Origin of the sequence: Actinospongiicola halichondriae, from assembly GCF_049103745.1 — a bacterium.
Taxonomy (GTDB): Bacteria; Actinomycetota; Acidimicrobiia; order Acidimicrobiales; family Salinilacustritrichaceae; genus Salinilacustrithrix; species Salinilacustrithrix halichondriae.
Genome location: NZ_CP171622.1, coordinates 2,450,912 through 2,468,156 on the forward strand (window position 1 = coordinate 2,450,912; position 17,245 = coordinate 2,468,156).

20 protein-coding genes are annotated in these 17,245 nt (G+C 68.6%); 13 read left to right on the forward strand and 7 right to left on the reverse strand.

What is annotated here, in order from left to right; genetic code table 11:
• Window positions 1-16 precede the first annotated feature (16 nt).
• The gene (locus AB8619_RS12120) at window positions 17-1,354 is read left to right on the forward strand and encodes an oxygenase MpaB family protein (RefSeq protein WP_436792889.1); all 1,338 of its coding nucleotides are present in this window, start codon (window positions 17-19) and stop codon (window positions 1,352-1,354) included.
• A 26-nt stretch (window positions 1,355-1,380) separates the two neighbouring features.
• Here the strand turns inward: AB8619_RS12120 and AB8619_RS12125 are convergent, their stop codons facing one another.
• The 4 genes from AB8619_RS12125 to AB8619_RS12140 all read right to left on the reverse strand — a co-directional run bounded on the left by AB8619_RS12125 (window position 1,381) and on the right by AB8619_RS12140 (window position 4,477).
• Window positions 1,381-2,061, reverse strand: a complete 681-nt coding sequence (locus AB8619_RS12125; protein WP_436792890.1) for a hypothetical protein — start codon at window positions 2,059-2,061, stop codon at window positions 1,381-1,383.
• 18 nt (window positions 2,062-2,079) lie between these two features.
• Window positions 2,080-2,517 (reverse strand): glycine/sarcosine/betaine reductase selenoprotein B family protein, encoded by a 438-nt coding sequence (locus tag AB8619_RS12130; RefSeq protein ID WP_436792891.1) that lies wholly within the window; start codon window positions 2,515-2,517, stop codon window positions 2,080-2,082.
• Between the two features lie 86 nt (window positions 2,518-2,603).
• Entirely contained in the window at window positions 2,604-3,053 is a 450-nt protein-coding gene (locus AB8619_RS12135; RefSeq protein WP_436792892.1) for a PaaI family thioesterase, read from the reverse strand.
• A complete protein-coding gene (locus AB8619_RS12140; protein WP_436792893.1) occupies window positions 3,050-4,477 on the reverse strand; it encodes an MFS transporter in 1,428 nt (475 codons plus the stop codon). The genes AB8619_RS12135 and AB8619_RS12140 overlap by 4 nt, the downstream gene beginning before the upstream one ends.
• Window positions 4,478-4,536: 59 nt before the next feature.
• Between AB8619_RS12140 and AB8619_RS12145 the strand changes: the two genes are divergently transcribed.
• From AB8619_RS12145 to AB8619_RS12170, 6 genes are all read left to right on the forward strand, one after another.
• Window positions 4,537-5,040 (forward strand): winged helix-turn-helix transcriptional regulator, encoded by a 504-nt coding sequence (locus AB8619_RS12145; protein WP_436792894.1) that lies wholly within the window; start codon window positions 4,537-4,539, stop codon window positions 5,038-5,040.
• A 97-nt stretch (window positions 5,041-5,137) separates the two neighbouring features.
• Complete coding sequence (locus AB8619_RS12150) at window positions 5,138-5,563, forward strand: VOC family protein (protein WP_436792895.1); 426 nt, start codon at window positions 5,138-5,140, stop codon at window positions 5,561-5,563.
• Window positions 5,563-6,183, forward strand: coding sequence for a dihydrofolate reductase family protein (locus AB8619_RS12155; protein WP_436792896.1), 621 nt, complete (start codon window positions 5,563-5,565; stop codon window positions 6,181-6,183). Before AB8619_RS12150 ends, AB8619_RS12155 begins: the two co-directional genes overlap by 1 nt.
• A complete protein-coding gene (locus AB8619_RS12160) occupies window positions 6,183-6,653 on the forward strand; it encodes a VOC family protein (RefSeq protein ID WP_436792897.1) in 471 nt (156 codons plus the stop codon). The genes AB8619_RS12155 and AB8619_RS12160 overlap by 1 nt, the downstream gene beginning before the upstream one ends.
• A gap of 7 nt (window positions 6,654-6,660) precedes the next feature.
• Window positions 6,661-6,852 carry a hypothetical protein gene (locus tag AB8619_RS12165; protein ID WP_436792898.1) on the forward strand — a complete coding sequence of 64 codons (192 nt, stop codon included), beginning with the start codon at window positions 6,661-6,663 and terminating at the stop codon, window positions 6,850-6,852.
• A 5-nt stretch (window positions 6,853-6,857) separates the two neighbouring features.
• Window positions 6,858-7,823 carry a sigma-70 family RNA polymerase sigma factor gene (locus tag AB8619_RS12170; protein WP_436792899.1) on the forward strand — a complete coding sequence of 322 codons (966 nt, stop codon included), beginning with the start codon at window positions 6,858-6,860 and terminating at the stop codon, window positions 7,821-7,823.
• Between the two features lie 114 nt (window positions 7,824-7,937).
• On the opposite strand, the gene AB8619_RS12175 is transcribed toward AB8619_RS12170, so the two are convergent.
• Window positions 7,938-9,296: a cytochrome P450 gene (locus AB8619_RS12175; protein WP_436792900.1), complete on the reverse strand. Its 1,359-nt coding sequence runs from the start codon at window positions 9,294-9,296 to the stop codon at window positions 7,938-7,940.
• Window positions 9,297-9,402: 106 nt separating this feature from the next.
• Window positions 9,403-11,700 (reverse strand): HelD family protein, encoded by a 2,298-nt coding sequence (locus tag AB8619_RS12180; protein WP_436792901.1) that lies wholly within the window; start codon window positions 11,698-11,700, stop codon window positions 9,403-9,405.
• Window positions 11,701-11,866: 166 nt separating this feature from the next.
• On the opposite strand from AB8619_RS12180, the gene AB8619_RS12185 reads away from it, so the two are divergent.
• Entirely contained in the window at window positions 11,867-12,679 is an 813-nt protein-coding gene (locus AB8619_RS12185; protein WP_436792902.1) for a class I SAM-dependent methyltransferase, read from the forward strand.
• Between the two features lie 11 nt (window positions 12,680-12,690).
• On the opposite strand, the gene AB8619_RS12190 is transcribed toward AB8619_RS12185, so the two are convergent.
• Complete coding sequence (locus tag AB8619_RS12190; protein WP_436792903.1) at window positions 12,691-13,011, reverse strand: DUF167 domain-containing protein; 321 nt, start codon at window positions 13,009-13,011, stop codon at window positions 12,691-12,693.
• 117 nt (window positions 13,012-13,128) lie between these two features.
• Here AB8619_RS12190 and AB8619_RS12195 point away from each other — a divergent pair, with 117 nt between their 5' ends.
• From AB8619_RS12195 to AB8619_RS12215, 5 genes are all read left to right on the forward strand, one after another.
• Window positions 13,129-13,338 carry a heavy-metal-associated domain-containing protein gene (locus tag AB8619_RS12195; protein ID WP_436792904.1) on the forward strand — a complete coding sequence of 70 codons (210 nt, stop codon included), beginning with the start codon at window positions 13,129-13,131 and terminating at the stop codon, window positions 13,336-13,338.
• Window positions 13,335-13,832: a hypothetical protein gene (locus AB8619_RS12200; RefSeq protein ID WP_436792905.1), complete on the forward strand. Its 498-nt coding sequence runs from the start codon at window positions 13,335-13,337 to the stop codon at window positions 13,830-13,832. Before AB8619_RS12195 ends, AB8619_RS12200 begins: the two co-directional genes overlap by 4 nt.
• Window positions 13,829-16,084 (forward strand): heavy metal translocating P-type ATPase, encoded by a 2,256-nt coding sequence (locus tag AB8619_RS12205; protein ID WP_436792906.1) that lies wholly within the window; start codon window positions 13,829-13,831, stop codon window positions 16,082-16,084. The genes AB8619_RS12200 and AB8619_RS12205 overlap by 4 nt, the downstream gene beginning before the upstream one ends.
• 63 nt (window positions 16,085-16,147) lie before the next feature.
• Window positions 16,148-16,429 (forward strand): metal-sensitive transcriptional regulator, encoded by a 282-nt coding sequence (locus tag AB8619_RS12210; RefSeq protein ID WP_436792907.1) that lies wholly within the window; start codon window positions 16,148-16,150, stop codon window positions 16,427-16,429.
• Between the two features lie 88 nt (window positions 16,430-16,517).
• Window positions 16,518-17,231 (forward strand): response regulator transcription factor, encoded by a 714-nt coding sequence (locus AB8619_RS12215; protein ID WP_436792908.1) that lies wholly within the window; start codon window positions 16,518-16,520, stop codon window positions 17,229-17,231.
• Window positions 17,232-17,245 lie beyond the last annotated feature (14 nt).

Consider the following 17,245-nt stretch of genomic DNA (forward strand, 5'->3'; position numbering starts at 1 on the left):
CGAGAAGAGGAACCGCATGAGCATGCAGGCAAGCGTCTACGCGGACAGCGTGACGCAGCAACGCGTCGACATCCCTGCCATCTATGGCGACGTCGACTTCACGATCGTGCCCGAGCGCCTGCACCACGACGCGACCATCGACGACGAACGATTCGCGAAGATGGGCTCAGCGGTTGCGAGGGTCTTCGACCAGCCTGCGCTCCTGGAGACGATCCACAACGCCACGATGACCGGCGATCGAGTCGTCGACGCCTACGCAGCGCTCATCCCCGATCTCGGTGCGCGTGCGCTGATCGACATGCTCGACCAGGCCTGCGAGCACGGCGTCGAGTCGGTCGAAGACGCGCCACCGGAACTCGTCGCCTTCCTCGCAGCCATGGAGGACACGCCCGACTGGGTCGACATGGACATGGTCGAGAAGGGAGCTCGAGCCGAGCGGATCCCGATGGCAGCCGCGACGCCCTTCGCCATCCGGGGCGCGTTCCTGGCCACGTTCTTGAACAAGTACGCGGCGCTCCCGATGACCATGACGGGAACGCTGTCCGACGCCGCAGCGGCGAAGCGGGTGTTCGAGACAGCAAGCTTCTTCACCGCCACGACCATGCCGGGCGCACTCGACCGCCACGGCAAGGGCTTCCAAGCCGCAGCCAAGGTGCGCTTCATGCACTCGATGGTGCGCTTCCACATCCTGGACTCCGGCCGCTGGGACGTCGCGACCTACGGCATCCCGATCCCGCAGGTCGACCAGATGCCCGCCGGCCTCATCGGCGTGTTCCTCATGGCGGCGCAGAAGCTCGCCAAGGGCCAGACCGAGTTCACGCCGGACGAGCGCGCGTCCGTCGAACTGTCGCGCTATCGCTGCTTCCTGCTCGGTCTGCCCGAGGACCTCCTCGGCGAGACCCCGCAGGAGATCGTCGACCTGCTCACGGCGCGACACATCTCGCTGCGTGACGGCTACGACGACGAGACCTGCGGAACCCTGGTGCGAGGCACGATGGACGCCGTCCTGTTCGACCAGTCGTCCCTCAAGGGTCGCGTCCACGGCTGGCTCGAGGGCGGCTTCTCGCGGTTCGTGCTGATCAAGAGCTTCCTCGGCGGCGATGTCGAACGTGCCGAGTCGATGGGCATCACCTTCGGGATCGACCAGAAGATCGCCGCCGCTGCGGCCGGGGGCGTCGTCGCCGCCACGATCGCGTTCTACCGCGTGGGTCTCCGGATTCCCGGGCTCTCGGAGCACGTCGACCGGCGACTCAACGCCAGACTCGCCCACCTGCTGGACATGTACGGCCATGCCGACTTCGTGACCGACGCCTCCAAGTACAAGATCGACACGTCACCCACCTCGGCCGCCTGAGGCTCCGGCCCGTTCCGGACCGGCCGTCAGCGGTGCGCTGGCGCCATGTAGAACCAGAACGGGAACGGCGCCTCCTGGTTCTTCAGTTCTGCCCGAGCCGCCATGACCGTCTTCCCGGCTTCGGTCGCCTCGTAGAACCACGCTTCGGCCGCTCTGCCACCGGGCGCAGGACCGTCGACCAACTCGAGGCCCGCCTCCTCGTAGTAGGCGCGGATGTCGTGCACGACCGCGACCGTGTTCTTGCCGGGGAGGGGCACGTCCTTCCACGCTGCGCCGCTCCCCCACTTGTGGAGCGCATCGAGAGCAGCGGGGATCGTGTCCGCGTCGATGGCGCGACCGACCGAGGTCGCACCGTGCGAGGCCAGCGCCCGGTCGTACGCGGCGCGCAGCCCCTGTGCCTCGTCGACGGCAGGAGGGAGGTCGGGATCGAAGCGCGGTGGGATGGCGCAGGCCATCGGCGTCTCGTCGGACTCGATGACCGCGGGATGCGTCTCGAGCACCGGTTCGGTGGCGTCGAGGAGTGCGAGACCTCGTTCGATGACCTCGCGTTGGAACTCGGCATCGCCGGGCTTCCCGAGAGGACGACCGAGTGGGAACTCGCAGTAGAGCGTCCTCGGCGGGTGCATCTTCTCGGCCACCTCGCGCATCGACGCGAGGACGATCGTCGTCAGACCGGCGGCTTCGAAGACATGGGCGAGCGTACTCACGGTACGCGTACAGAGCGGTCAGACCGGGGTGAGCAGCACCACGTCGACGGCGTCGGCGGAGAGCTCGGCGGCACAGGCGGGGCCGGTGTCGAGGCGGATTTCACTGACCGTGTCGGGTTGGTTCCCGGCGAAGGCGAAGTGCCGAGGAGCGACGGAACCGATGACGCCGTCGGCGGCGAGTTCCTCGAGTCGGTCGATCGGATAGACCACGTTCAGATCGAGTTGGAAACCGGTGTGGTCGAAGTTCGGGCTCCAGTGACCGAGCACCAGGTCGCGGTCGCCACGATCGAGCGCACGGAATCCCGTGTCGCCCTGCGAGTACCGCTCCTGATCCGGCCGATGGAGCGCCGCCGAGGTCACGATGGCGACCCGGGCCTCCGAGAGCGGCTTGTCGAGGGGCGTGAACGCCGTGCTCTCGAACTCCGGCATCGGCAGGGTGGCGGCGTAGGCGCGCATGGACGCGTCACCGGACACAGGGAGCACCAGCCGTCGAAGTCATCCCAGCATTGTGCACGATCGCCCGTGCCAGCGCGAGCACGCCATCAGCCTCGGATCCGGCACGTCGCCAGCGCGTGGACGTGGAGTACCCCGTCAGCCGACGTGATCGCCGCCGTCGCGTTCGCCTGGGTCCGCCCGAGGTGGAGCACCGATCCCGTGCACTGGTAGCGAGCGCCGTCGAGCGAGATGCCTCGCAGGAAGCTCACATGCAGATCTGCGGTGACGATGTCGGCGCCTGCGTCCACCTGCGTCCAGACCGCGGTGGTGACGGCGAAGTCGGCGACGGCCGAGAGGATGCCGCCGTGCACGTTGCCCGGATTTCCGTACGCCGGGTCGGCGTCGAACCCGAAGACCGTCAGACCGTCGCCGACCACCTCGAGGTCGAGCCGCAGCAGTTCGGCGGCCGGCGGTGGTGGAAGCTCGCCGGTGCGGATCGCGTCGAGCAGCACTCGTCCGGTCGAGGCAGCGGGACTGGAGTCCAGGAGTCCGGTCATGTCACTCCCCCCGCAGTGACCATCGGCTCGACCACGGCCGCCGCTCGTCGATGGAGCGACGACACTCCCGCCGAAGCGAGCACGGCGACGATGGCGACCACCCACGCCGAGCGGAACCGGTCGAGGGCCTGCGCGGTCGATGTGGGCGTACCGAGCACTGCGATGAGGACCGCCACTCCCACCACCGCTCCGAGTTGGCGAGCGGTCTGGTTCATCGCTCCACCGACGGCGAAGCGCTCCGGCGGGACATCCGCCACAGCCGCAGCGCTGAGGACGGGGAACGACAGCGCCACACCGACGCCGACCAGCAGCGATCCCGGAAGCCAATGCGTGAGGAACTGCGCCTCCTCCCCCACCAGCACGACGTACCAGGCGAGACCTGCGGCGAAGATGACACCGCCGGCCACGAGGACCGACGCGTAGCCGTGCCGACCAGCGAGCCTGCCGGCGGGACCACTGAGGACGGCCACGACGAGCGGGCCAGGAGTGATCGCCAATCCAGCGGCGAGCGTCGAGTACCCCCACACCGAGGTGAGGAACAACACGTTCGCCAACAACATGCCGAAGAACCCGATCGCATAGAGCAGCGTCGCCGCATTGGCGATCGCCACAGTTCGAATCCGGAACAGGTCGAGGTCGATGGCTGGAGCGTCGTGGCGTCGAGATCGGGCGATCACCACCGGCAGCAGTCCGACGCTGAGACCGAAGAGCGTGACGACCGAGACGCTCGACCAACCCCAGTCGGAGCCCTGGGTGATCGCCAACGCGAGCGCGCCGACGGCGGCGGTCACGATGCCGATGCCGACCAGGTCGGGGAGCGGACCGCCCGTCTGCGATTCGGGAACGATCCGGCGGGTGAGCGCGCCCACCATCATGACGATGGGGAGGTTGACGAGGAACGCCCACCGCCATCCACCCGCATCGATGAGTAGCGAGCCGAGCGACGGCCCCGTCGCCACCGCCAATGCGGAGATGCCGCCCCACATGGCCACCACCTGCGCGCGGGCTCGCGGCGCGGTCGCAGCGAGCAGGAGCGCCAACGACGCCGGCATGAGCAATGCCGCGCCAACAGCCTGGACCGCCCTTCCGCCGATCAACACCAGCACTGTCGGCGCTGCACCACACACGAGGGATCCCAGCGCGAAGACCGCGAGGCCGGTGAGGAAGATCCGGCGCCGTCCGGACCGGTCGGCGATCCGCCCGGCACCCAGCAACAACGCGCCGAACACCACGCTGTACGCAGCGAGTACCCACGAGAGCGTTGCGTTCGACACGTCGACGAACGACGTGCGGATGGACGGGAACGCCACGTTCACGATCGAGAGATCGAGAGCGACCATGAATGCCGCCGCGACCGTGACAGCGAAGATCGGCCACGAGACTCCCGCCGTCGGCGACTCCGTCGAGTTCTTGAGTTGTTTCATGCAACTGACAATGACACAGAGCATTGCATCATGCAACCCAGAGCCGTACCCTCGTCTTCGTGCGCCGCGCCTCCTTCGAAGACATGAACTGCTCGATCGCCCGCTCGTTGGAGATCATCGGCGAGTGGTGGACGATGCTGATCCTGCGGGACTGCTTCTTCGGGGTCACACGATTCGAGGACTTCCAGCAACGCCTCGGCATCGCCCGCAACGTGCTCGCCACTCGCCTCGACACACTGGTCGACCACGGCATGTTGCGACGCGAGCCCTACGACGAGGCCCGTGGCCGCTTCGACTACCGGCTCACGGACAAGGGTCGAGCGATCTGGCCGGTGATGACGACACTGCGCCAGTGGGGCGATGAGTGGGTGCTCGGCGAGGGCAACGAGCCGATCGAACTGGTCCACACCACCTGCGGAAGCAGAACCCATGCTGCGCTGACCTGCAGTGCGTGCGACGAGCGACTCGAACTCCGTGCGGTCCGCGCCACCGCAGGACCGGGCTACGCGTCAGACGACGCACTGCTCGAACCCGGAGCGGACTCGGGCCGGGCGACACGCTGAAGCGCCGCGATCTCCGACATTCTCGTGGGGTACCGATGAGTTCGGGGGACGCGCTCCGTCTCTGTTCTCGTACCCACCCCGAACGACGGAGGATCCCGTGTCCCTGCAGCCCTATCTGTTCTTCACCGACACCGCCCGCGAGGCGATGACCCGCTACCAGGAGATCTTCGGTGGCAAGCTCGACATCCTCGGGCTCGACAGCGTCCCGGCCGAGGACCGCGAGCAGATGCCGTTCGAGGCCCCCGAGGGCTACGTCATGCACGCCGCACTCGTTCTCCCGGACGGTGAGGTGCTGTTGGCGTCCGATGACCCGACCGGCGACGGCAAGGGCGTCACGGGCATCTCCATCAACATCACGACGACCGATGCCGACGACGCACGTCGCATGTTCGACGCGCTCGCCGACGGCGGCGAGATCGGCATGCCCCTCGACACCTCGTTCTGGTCGCCGCTGTTCGGGACCTGCCGCGACCGATTCGGTGTGAACTGGATGATCAACGTCGAAGCCGAGGAGAACGCCTGATGCGACTCGTCGTCTCACAGTTCATGAGCCTCGATGGCGTCATCCAGGCTCCCGGTGGTCGCGACGAGGACACCGACGGCGACTTCGCCCACGGCGGGTGGTCCATGCCCTGGTTCGACCCCGAGATCATGGGCGGCGCGATCGATGCGGCCATGACCGACACCGAAGCCCTGCTCTTCGGGCGCCGGACCTGGCAGACGATGGCTGCGGCGTGGCCCGAGCGGGCCGGAAGCGATCCCTTCGCCGACCGCATGAACGCGTTCCCCAAGTACGTGGTGTCGTCCACCCTCGGCGAGGACGATCTCACGTGGGAGAACTCCCACCTCCTCACCGGCGACCCGATGACGGCAGTTGCCGACCTCAAGGCGAAGCCCGGCGGGACGCTGTCAGTCATGGGTTCGAGCCGACTCACCACCCCGCTGCTCCAGGCTGGCCTCGTCGACGAGCTCCTGTTGATGGTCGAGCCTGTCCTCCTCGGTGGCGGCAAGTCGATCTTCCCCGACGACGGCGAGATGCGAGCGCTCGAACTCGTCTCGGTCGAGCAGGCCGGGAGCGGCGTGCTCGTCTGCACCTACCGGCCCGGCGAGGTCCCGCCGATGCCGTCGTTCGAGGAGGCCTGATGCCGCGTTTCATCACGAACCTCTGGTTCGACACCGAGGCGATGGAGGCCGCCGAGTACTACTGCTCGATCTTCCCGAACTCCGAGATCACCCGGGTGGCTCACTACAGCGAGGCCGGCCCCGGCGAACCGGGCACCGTGGTGACGGTCGACTTCTCCCTCGACGGGAAGCCGTTCACCGCGATCAACGGAGGACCGATGTTCACGTTCTCCGAGGCGGTCTCGTTGCTCATCGACTGCAAAGACCAGGAGGAGGTCGACCACTACTGGGAGGCGTTGTCCGCCGGCGGTCAGACCAGCCAGTGCGGCTGGCTCAAGGACCGTTTCGGGTTCTCGTGGCAGGTGGTTCCCGACGACCTGGCCGCGTTGATGGCCGACCCGGACCCTGAACGGGCACGTCGAGCGTTCGAGGCGATGCTGAGCATGTCCAAGATCGACATCGCCGCCATCCAGGCCGCCGCCGACGGCTGACCCGACCGTGTCGACACCAGACCTCGACGACGTCGGCGACCTGTGTCGGCTCGCGCTCGCCGCTCGACGCCTCGGCTGTCGGGTGCGGATCGAAGGCGCCTCCGACGACCTCCGCGACCTCCTGGTGCTCGCCGGCGTCGGCTCCCTTCTCACCGACGAACCACCCGCGACCCACCGGACCGGAGCAGACCTACGATGAGCCAGATGACCGCAGCGTTCGACGAGCTCGCACCGGAGCACCTCGAGATCCACCGGCGGGCACTCACCGGCTACTGCTATCGGATGCTCGGTTCCGGGGCCGAGGCCGAGGATGCCGTGCAGGAGACCATGGTCAACGCCTGGAGAGCGGCCGACCGGTTCGAGGGTCGCTCCAGCGTCCGCTCGTGGCTGTTCCGGATCGCCACCAACGTGTGCATCGACATGGGCCGCAGCCCGCAACGCCGGGCACGCCCCATGGACCTCGGGCCGGTCCGCACCCCGGACCCGGTCCATCTCTCCGACGTCCTCCCCGAGCACGCGTGGATCACGCCGATCCCGGATGAAGACGTCCTCGATCTCGACGGCGACCCGGCCGAGGTCGCTGCGACCCGCGAGACGATCCGCCTGGCGTTCGTCGCGACCCTGCAACGCCTTCCTGCGCGTCAACGGGCGGCGCTCGTGCTCTGTGACGTGCTCCGCTGGCCGGCAACCGAGGTCGCAGAACTCCTCGACGCGACCGTGCCCTCGGTCAACAGCGCGCTCCAACGAGCACGCGCCACGATGGCCGAGACCAGCGAAGCCCCGACCGGCCCGCTCACCGCCGACCAGGAGCAACTGCTGGTCCGCTACCTGGATGCGTTCGAGCGGTACGACGTCGACGCGTTGGCGCAACTCATGCACCACGACGTGATCCAGAGCATGCCGCCCTACGCCATGTGGCTCCAGGGCCGCGACGACGTGCTCGCCTGGTGGACCGGTCCTGGCGCGGAGTGCGCCGGGTCGCGGATGCTCGTCGCCCATGCCAACGGCTGTCCGGCGTTCGCCCAGTACCGCGTCGACCCGAACGGCGGCCACGCACCGTGGGCCATCCAGGTCCTCGAACTCCGTGACGACCGGGTGTCGGCCGTCCACTCGTTCCTCGACATCGAGGCCTTCGCCCGGTTCGGCTTCCCACCCCACCTGCCGGCCTAGGACGTCCCGTCGGCATCGTCCGCTCGGTGTCTACTGATGAAGGTCGGCCGGCCAGTAGCGCGTGGGCTCGAGCTCGTCGACGTCGATCAACTCCACGATCTCGGGGTCGCCATGTCAGCTCGCGCTCCTGGGCGAGACCTGCATCGGTGCCCCACCCGACGGACGGTTCACGACCATGCCCGAGGGCGCCGGTACCGGTCCCGACGCGGTGATCGACAGTCGTTGCGCCATCCGAGCGACGATGAGCGTCAGTTCCATCTGTGCGAGGGCGAAGCCGATGCAGTTGCGAGCGCCTCGTCCGAACGGCACCCACGAGATGTCGGCGAGCGCCTTCTGCTCGCCGGTCGCCTCGACGAACCGGTCGGGGCGGAACTCGAGCGGATCGGTCCACGCCGTGGCGTCACGCCCCGCGAGGTGCGCCGACCACAGGATCAGCGTTCCCTCGGGGATGCGGTGGCCACCGACGACAATGTCCGTCGCCGCCTCCCGCGGGCTGATCACACCGGCGGGGTGGAGTCGCAACGTCTCGTGCATCGTGCGGTCGGCGAACTCGAGCCGTGCCAGTGTCATGTGGTCCGGTCCGCTCGTCGTTCCGTCCTCGGGCGTTCCGAACACGGCATCCGCCTCCTCCCCCAGCCGTTTCCAGACCTCGGGGGCACGAGCACAGAGGGTGAGCATCCATGCCAGCGAGGCACTGGTCGTGTCGTACCCCGCACCGATCAGCGTCACGACCTGGTCGCGGATCTCGGAGTCGTCCAGCGAGCCGTCGACCACAAGGGCCTCGAGGACGTCGTTCGGGTCGCCGGATGGGTTGCGACGACGTTCGGCGATCTCGCCGTCGATGATCTCGTCGAGTGCCCGACGGTCAGCCGCCACCCGCGCCCGCTTGGTGTACGGGAACGGGTGGGGCAACTGGCTGACGAACGACGACTCGAGATACGCCTGCGGTCGTTCGAAGAGTTGGCCGATGGTGGTGGTGTGCGGCGCCATTCGCGGCCCGAAGAGGGCGCGGACCACGATGTCGAGCACGAGCGCTCGGCCGACCGGATACATGTCGGTCTCGGTGCCGCCTGCACTGGTGTCGGCGAGCAACTGGTCGATCGCTGCATCGGTGCGTTCGACGATCGTTGGTATCCACCCGTTCAGTCGGCGTCGGCTGAAGGCCGTCTGCACCGACTTGCGACGACGCGTGTGGTCGGGGCCGTCGGACACGATCATCGACCCCGGTCCGACGACGAACCCGAGGACGTTGAACTTGTGGTTCCAACGGAACGACTCGGTGGGCATGGCGAACAGCTCACGGAGGGCGGTCGGGTCGCCGACGACGGCCATGCGAACCGGGCCGACGCCGAACCCGTAGACGGGTCCGAGCTCCTCGCACAGCTCATCGAGAACCGGCGACGGATCCTCGAAGAGACGTCGGAGCAGTCCCGGCTGGCGACGCAGTGGTGGGCGCGGGAGAGTGTCGCTCATCGGTCCTCGTCTGGACTCGTCGAATCCCGCCGGTTGGACGGGGCCTGGCACAGCGATTACGACGCTAGTGGGACCACACGATCCTTCGAATCCCCGCTGGATGCCGTCAGGCGCGGTCGATGACCCACAGGAGACGGGTGGTGCGGGTCAGCGCGACGTAGAGCCGCTGCATCCCGCGGGCCGACTCCGCCGCGATCTGATCCGGAGCGAAGAGCACGACACCGTCGAACTCGAGTCCCTTGGTCTCCGTGGCCGTGAGGATGTCGTCGCGGCCGGGGTCGGCGAGCGCGTCGGGAACGACCGCGACCACGGTGCCCTCGCCGCCGAGTTCGGCCCTGGCCTCGGCCAGGATCGCCTCGATCTCGCGGGCAGAACCCGTTCGCTCCACCGGGGCGACACCCGACGACCGCACGGACGACGACCGTGAGACCGATCCGCCCAACGCCGAGATCCGGTCGGCGGCGTACTCCATCACCTCGGACGGGGTGCGGTAGTTGACCGTCAGGTCGATGCGTTCGGCATCCGACGAACCGGCCGACGTGTCCACCACCCCCCAGTCGCGGATCGACCACGGCTGGCTCGCCTGGTCGAGGTCGCCGACCACGGTCAGCGAGCGGGTCGGGCTCCGTCGCAGGATCGCCCGCCACTGCATGGCCGAGACGTCCTGCGCCTCGTCGACCACGACGTGGGCGTAGTAGCGGTCGGCGATCCGTGGTTGGCTGTCGTCGACGTCGGCGTACCGGTCCGACAGCTCTTCCATGATCGCGTTCAGCAACTGCGCGTCGGGATCGCCGATGATCTCGTACGCCGGGTACGTGCCGCCGCAGCGGAAGTTGGTGCAGGTGAGCGTGAGCGTCCCGTCGTCAGCCCGCCCGTAGGTCATCTCCAGCTCGCAACGTGGGCAGTCGGCACTGCGATCGTCGAGCGCCGCCTGCATCTCCTCCGACAACGCATGTTCGACGAGCTGGAACGATGCTCCGGCGAGATCCTCGGCCCGGTCGCCGCTCGCGCCGCCGGCCATGGACTCCTTCCGACCGAGCAGCTCGTCCAACTCGTCGAGCAGCGCGACGTCGCCTTCGCTCCAGCCGGAGGACCTCGGCCGATGGAGCAGGGCGATCTCGTCGTCGTCCAGGACGCCCCGTCCCGCATGACGAAGCCGCACGGGCGAGCGCAGCAGCCTCGCGAGCAGTTCGGTGGGCCGCAGACGAGGCCACACCCGATCGCACAGCGCGCGGAATGCGTCACGGTCGACGGTCGCACCGACGCGCCCGATCTCCTCACCCGAACCACGCCGCTCGAGCTCACCCCGCACCCGCCGTCGGAGCGCACTCAACACCAGGTCGCGTAACTCGGCATGGACCTCTGCGGCGCGCTCGTTGTGGGTGCCGGGGCGACGGCGAGCTCGCCGCACGATCTTGCGGACGTCGTCGGGCTCGAGCTTCAACAGATAGCGACCACACGGGACCTCGATGACTTCGCGTCCCGCCTGCTGGAATCCGCGCACCGCTCTCCCGAGGACCTCGGCCATCCGAGGATCGCCCTTGATCCGGGCGACATCGTCCTCATCGACGATCGACACGTCGACGGCGGGGCCGATGTCGGCCGCGGTCGCGAGGACGACCTGGTCCTCGCCCAGCGACGGAACGACGTCGCCGACGTAGCGCAGGAACGTGCGGTTGGGGCCGATGAAGAGCACCGCCGACTGATCGCCCCGTCCCGCGAGTTCGTACAGCAGGTAGGCCGCCCGATGGAGCGCGACGGCCGTCTTCCCCGTGCCCGGACCGCCTTGGACGATGGTGATCCCACGAGCCGGCCGTCGGATGATCCGGTCCTGGTCGGCCTGGATGGTCCCGACGATGTCGTCCATCCGACCGGTTCTCGGCGCGCTCAGTGCCGCGAGCAGAGCGCCTTCACCCACGAGGTGGAGTGACGCACCGTCGATCGCGCTGCTGTCGACGATCTCGTCGTCGAGCCCCACGAGCGACCCGTCCCGCCACCGGAAGTGACGACGCCGGACCACACCCATCGGATCGCCTGGACGCGCCCGGTAGAAGGCAGCGGCGACCGGCGCACGCCAGTCGACCACCATCGGGTCACCCGCCTCGTCGGTCACCGACACGCGCCCGATGTACAGGGTGGTGTCGGCCTCACCGACGAGGTCGCCGTCGATGCGACCGACGCACAGCCGGTCGGGGGCGATGTCGAACATCCCCGCTCGGTGCACGGCGTGGCTGATGGCCACGTCGCGAGCGAAGAGGGCGTCGGGTTCGAGATCGGCGACCTCCGCTCGCGAGCCTGCGTGCTCGGCCACGAGCACCGCTCGATCACGCAGCTGCAGGACCCGGGCGTGCGCGGCGCGGAGGTACGCGCGCTCGGTCTGCAGTTCGTTCGACGCGCCGGACATGTCCACTCTCACCGCTCGAGATCAGGAGCGTTCGATCCTGCGCCATCGACGGCCGAGAAACAACCCCTGAGCAGGGAATATGTATCGGGTGGCCGGGCGTTGAAACCGATGACATCCCGCCGTGGATGTGCGATGCTCCGCGAAGCACCAACGAGCGGGAGACGGCATGACCGAGAACGTCCAGGCCAACTACTCCCGCGGCGGTCTCCAGCAAGCCGTGCTCGACGCGCTGGTCGCCGACGGTTTCGACCCCGACGACCTCGACCCCGACGCGCTGACGCCGGCCGAGGAGTTCCACACCTTCGGCCGGGTCGCCACGATCGCCCTCGCCGAGGCAGCGGCGATCACCGCGACCGACCGGGTGATCGACGTGGGAAGTGGGCTCGGCGGACCGGCACGCCACCTGGCGCGTGCGCACGGGTGCCACGTCCTGGGCGTCGACCTCACCCAGGAACTGTGTGACGTCGCAACCGACCTCACACGTCGCGTCGGGCTCAGCGATCAGGTGGAGATCCGTCAGGGCGATGCGCTCGCACTCCCGGTGCCCGACGCCTCCTTCGACGTCGTCTGGACACAGCACGTCTCCATGAACATCGCGGACAAAGCCCGGCTCTTCCAGGAGATGCGCCGTGTCGTGCGCCCCGGCGGACGACTCGCCTTCTTCGACCTGCTCAGCGGACCGAACCAGCCGATCCACTTCCCCGTTCCCTGGGCCGAAGACCCGTCGGCGAGTGCACTGGCGACGGCCGACGAGACCCGCGATCTCGTCACCGGCGCCGGCTTCGAGATCCGACTGTGGGAGGACCTCACCGCCGAGGCCGTCGGCTTCTACGCATCGCTCGCCGCCGGTCCCTCACCCGACAGACACCTCGGGTTGCACCTCCTCATCACGGACATGCCGACCAAGGGCGCGAACCTCAAACGGAACGTGGAGGAGGATCGCCTGGCCCTCGTCCGCTGCGTCGCCGTCGCCATCTGAGGCTCACGCCGTCAGCGTCGGGCGTCCTCGCCGAGGATGCGATCGAGGTGACGCGCCGCCGTCGCCAGGTCGAGATCGCCGAGCGACACCCGCTTGGTCCGACTCGTGTGCCCGGACGTGATCGCGACGTCCCCCACGGAGAGTCCGAACTCCTTCGCGATCAGGGCGAGAACGGCCTCGTTCGCCCGCCCATCGGTCGGCGGCGCCCCCACACGGACCTTCACGGCATCGCCGTGCCGACCCACGATGGTGGTCGAGCCTGCGCCAGGCTCCACCCTGACGGAGAGGAGCACACCCTTCTTCGAAGCGTGGAGTTCTGGTCGCGAAGGCATCTCCGAGGTCTAGTGGGCTCCCCTCACGACAACGAATCATGCCGTGAGGGAGGAATTGACTGATACCCCTAGTAGGTATAGGTGTAGGAGCGTCATCACATCCGGAAGGAACCACCCATGACCGTCACCACCACGCACACCGTCGTCGGGATGACGTGCGACCACTGCGTCGCCGCCGTTCGATCCGAGGTCGCGTCGATCGAAGGCGTCGGCACGGTCGACGTCGACCTCGCCACCGGCCGGGTCACCGTCGAGTCCGAAGCACCGATCACCGACGAGCAGTTCGCTGCGGCGATCGACGAAGCGGGCTACGAGGTCGGCACGTGAACGCTGGCGCCAAGCTCGGCGCCTTCGCACTCCTGCTCGGAGCGGCACTGGGCGGGGGCGCTGCCATCGGCGCTGCCGTCGGGCCGATCGACGTCGGGGCCGACGAACACGGCGCTGACCACACCGCAGACCGCGAGATCCACGAGGACGGCGCCCCGACCCCGACCTCGGCTGCGTCGGTGGACGGGTACGACCTGACCCTCGAAGGCGACCTCGTGCCCGGCGAGGAGTCCGAGGTCGTGGTGCGCGTGACTCGCGACGATGCGCCCATCGAGACCGACCTCCACCTCGGCGCTGCCGGGCACCTCGTCGTACTGCCGGACGGCGACCTCGGACGCCTCCGCGCCGACCCCGTCGACTCCGACGGCGGCTCGGTCCGCTTCGTCATCGACGTCCCGTCCCCGGGCAGCTACACGCTCTACTTCGACTTCCTGCACGACGACACGGTCCGCACTGCACGCTTCGTCGCGAACACCGACCACGGACACGGATGACGACCATGGCGACACCGACCCACTCCGCGGATTCCATCGACCTGGCGATCGGTGGCATGACGTGCGCATCGTGCGCCGCTCGTGTCGAGAAGCGCCTCAACAAACTCGAGGGCGTCAGCGCGACCGTCAACTACGCCACCGAGAAGGCGACGGTCACGATGCCCGCCGACGTCACCATCGACGACCTCGTCGAGCAGGTGGAGGCCGCCGGCTACACCGCACGCCCCCCTGCCGCGCCCGTGGCGGACGGTGCAACGGACGGCGACATCGACGAGACCGCTCCGCTGCGAAACCGACTGCGGGTCTCGCTCGCGCTCGCCGTTCCGGTGATCGTCCTCGCGATGTTCCCCGTGCTGCAGTTCGACGGCTGGCAATGGCTGTCGCTGACACTCGCCGCTCCGGTCGTCACCTGGGGCGCGATGCCCTTCCACCGTGCCGCGTGGGCGAACGCGAAGCACGCCGCCGCCACCATGGACACGCTCATCTCGGTGGGCGTGATGGCCGCGACCGGATGGTCGCTGTATGCGCTGTTCCTGGGGACCGCGGGCGAGATCGGCATGACCCACGGTTTCTCCTGGACGGCAGAGCGCAGCGCCGGCAGCGGTCAGGTCTACCTCGAGGTCGCCGCCGGCGTGACGGTGTTCATCCTCGCCGGGCGGTACTTCGAGAGCCGCGCAAAGCGACGCTCGGGCGCGGCACTCCGGGCGCTGCTCGAACTCGGGGCCAAGGATGTCGCGGTCATCCGCGACGGCGTCGAGGTCAGGGTCCCGATCGACAGCCTCGCCGTCGGCGACGAGTTCATCGTCCGACCGGGCGAGAAGATCGCCACCGACGGCACGATCATCGAAGGGGCATCCGCCATCGACGCATCGCTCCTCACCGGCGAGAGCGTCCCCGTCGAGGCCGGACCGGGCGACGATGTCGCCGGCGCCACGGTCAACGCCGGTGGTCGACTGGTCGTTCGAGCGACTCGAGTCGGCTCGGACACCGCATTGGCGCAGATCGCCAGGCTGGTCGAGGACGCCCAATCGGGCAAGGCGCCGGTCCAACGTCTCGCCGATCGGGTCTCCGCGGTCTTCGTGCCGGTGGTCATCACGCTGGCCGTCGCAACGCTCGGCTTCTGGCTCGCCGCCGCGGAGGGCGACAGCGCGACCGTTGCCTTCACCGCCGGCGTCGCCGTCCTGATCATCGCGTGCCCCTGCGCCCTCGGGCTGGCGACGCCGACGGCGTTGATGGTCGGCACGGGCCGAGGAGCGCAGCTCGGCATCCTGATCAAGGGCCCCGAAGTGCTCGAATCCACCCGTCGAGTCGACACGATCGTCCTCGACAAGACCGGGACCGTCACCACGGGGCACATGGGCTTGGCCGACGTGATCGCGACCGACGGCACCTCGATCGACGAGGTCCTCCGTCTCGCCGGATCGCTCGAAGACGCCAGCGAGCACCCGATCGCCCGGGCCATCGCTGCCGGCGCCGTCGAACGAGGCATCGCACTCGCCCCGGTCGAGTCCTTCGCCAACACCCAGGGGCTGGGCGTACAGGGCGTGGTCGAGGGCCACGCCGTCATCGCAGGCCGCGAGCGTTTCCTCGACGACTGGGCCATGCATCTCGACTCCACGCTCCGAGAGGCCAAGGACGCGGCCGAGGCCGCCGGGCGCACCCCGGTCCTGGTCGGGTGGGACGGAACGGCTCGCGGTGTCGTCGTGGTGTCCGACACGATCAAGGACACGTCGGTCGACGCCGTCGCCCAGCTGGTCGCCCTCGGACTGCGGCCGGTCCTGGTGACCGGTGACAACGAGCGGGCAGCGCGATCCGTCGCGTCGCAGGTCGGCATCGACGAGGTCATCGCCGAAGTGCTCCCCGAGGACAAGGTCGATGTCGTGCGCAGACTCCAGGAAGGCGGCGCTGTGGTCGCGATGGTGGGCGACGGAGTGAACGATGCGGCGGCCCTCGCCCACGCAGATCTCGGGCTCGCCATGGGCACGGGCACCGACGTTGCCATCGAGGCCAGCGACATCACGCTGGTGCGCGGTGACCTCCGATCGGCGGCCGACGCCATCCGGCTGTCCCGGCGCACCCTCGGCACCATCAAGGGCAATCTGTTCTGGGCGTTCGCCTACAACGTCGCTGCCCTCCCGTTGGCCGCGGCCGGACTGCTCAACCCGATGCTGGCCGGCGGCGCCATGGCCCTCTCCAGCGTCTTCGTGGTGTCCAACAGTCTCCGACTCCGTCGCTTCGACGCTGCCGGCTGATACCCCGCCCTCGTATCATCTCCCACCGATCCACCGATCCACCGACTGCGCCAGGAGGCAGCCATGGCTCGCGGCTACACCGCCAGCAAGGACCAACTCACCAAGCGACTCGCCCGGATCGAGGGGCAGGTCCGAGGCGTCTCCAAGATGGTCGAGGACGACCGCTACTGCATGGACGTCCTCAGTCAGATCAACGCGATCCGTGCGGCCGTCGACAAGGTCGCGCTCGGCCTGCTCGACGGCCACGCCCGCCACTGCCTGATGGGTGACGGCGGCGGACCGACCGACCCGGAAGAACAGGTCGACGAACTCATGGGCGCCGTCGGCCGCATGATGTCGCGCTGACCCCACCGGCTGCGGTCACGAGATCCACTGGCGAACCCGTGACCATTTCGCGCCGCCGATCCGCTGGAAGTGACAGTCTCTGCAGCGCATGAGTGACGAAGCGACGGGATCCAAGGGGCGGGTGCTCGTCGTCGACGATGCCCCCGAGTTCCTCGAACTGATCGGCGGACTCCTCCGCAAGGAGGGCTACGAGGTTCACGAGGCCGTCGACGGGACGTCCGCCGTCGCCGAGGCGCACCGACACGAACCCGACCTGGTGGTGCTCGACCTCACGTTGCCCGACATCGACGGCATGGAGGTCTGTCGCCAGCTCCGTGAGTTCACCGATGCGTACGTCCTGATGCTCACGGCGCGCGACGACGAGCTCGACCGGGTCCTGGGGCTCAAGACCGGTGCGGACGACTACGTCACCAAGCCCTTCTCCCCACGCGAAGTTGCGGCGCGCGTCGAGGCCCTGCTCCGACGACCACGGGTGTCGACCGAACAGCAGCACGACGACGGCGACGACAGGCGCGAGTTCGGCGCCGTCACCGTCCATCCCCTGGCGCGAGAGGTCGAGGTGGACGGCGCACCGGTCGCGCTCACACGCATCGAGTTCGACATCCTCGACGTCCTCTCCGAACGGCCGCGGATGGTGCACAGCCGGGCCGTGTTGCGCGAGCGCGTGTGGGGCGAGGACTGGTTCGGCGACGACCACGTGGTCGACGTCCACATCGCCAACCTTCGCAAGAAGATCGACCGCGGTGACGGCCCGAGTCATGTCCGTACGGTGCGCGGCGTCGGCTATCGGATGGAGAGTTGACACCCGTCTCCGCT

Bases quoted from the DNA above. Each gene is read 5' to 3' on its own strand.
- AB8619_RS12160 (WP_436792897.1), top strand. From the start codon at position 6,183: ATGCCGCGTTTCATCACGAACCTCTGGTTCGACACCGAGGCGATGGAG.
- AB8619_RS12190 (WP_436792903.1), bottom strand. From the start codon at position 13,011: ATGCCTTCGCGACCAGAACTCCACGCTTCGAAGAAGGGTGTGCTCCTC.
- AB8619_RS12175 (WP_436792900.1), bottom strand. From the start codon at position 9,296: ATGAGCGACACTCTCCCGCGCCCACCACTGCGTCGCCAGCCGGGACTG.
- AB8619_RS12185 (WP_436792902.1), top strand. From the start codon at position 11,867: ATGACCGAGAACGTCCAGGCCAACTACTCCCGCGGCGGTCTCCAGCAA.
- AB8619_RS12140 (WP_436792893.1), bottom strand. From the start codon at position 4,477: ATGAAACAACTCAAGAACTCGACGGAGTCGCCGACGGCGGGAGTCTCG.
- AB8619_RS12180 (WP_436792901.1), bottom strand. From the start codon at position 11,700: ATGTCCGGCGCGTCGAACGAACTGCAGACCGAGCGCGCGTACCTCCGC.
- AB8619_RS12170 (WP_436792899.1), top strand. From the start codon at position 6,858: ATGACCGCAGCGTTCGACGAGCTCGCACCGGAGCACCTCGAGATCCAC.
- AB8619_RS12135 (WP_436792892.1), bottom strand. From the start codon at position 3,053: ATGACCGGACTCCTGGACTCCAGTCCCGCTGCCTCGACCGGACGAGTG.
- AB8619_RS12205 (WP_436792906.1), top strand. From the start codon at position 13,829: ATGACGACCATGGCGACACCGACCCACTCCGCGGATTCCATCGACCTG.
- AB8619_RS12155 (WP_436792896.1), top strand. From the start codon at position 5,563: ATGCGACTCGTCGTCTCACAGTTCATGAGCCTCGATGGCGTCATCCAG.
- AB8619_RS12195 (WP_436792904.1), top strand. From the start codon at position 13,129: ATGACCGTCACCACCACGCACACCGTCGTCGGGATGACGTGCGACCAC.
- AB8619_RS12120 (WP_436792889.1), top strand. From the start codon at position 17: ATGAGCATGCAGGCAAGCGTCTACGCGGACAGCGTGACGCAGCAACGC.
- AB8619_RS12215 (WP_436792908.1), top strand. From the start codon at position 16,518: ATGAGTGACGAAGCGACGGGATCCAAGGGGCGGGTGCTCGTCGTCGAC.
- AB8619_RS12210 (WP_436792907.1), top strand. From the start codon at position 16,148: ATGGCTCGCGGCTACACCGCCAGCAAGGACCAACTCACCAAGCGACTC.
- AB8619_RS12130 (WP_436792891.1), bottom strand. From the start codon at position 2,517: ATGCGCGCCTACGCCGCCACCCTGCCGATGCCGGAGTTCGAGAGCACG.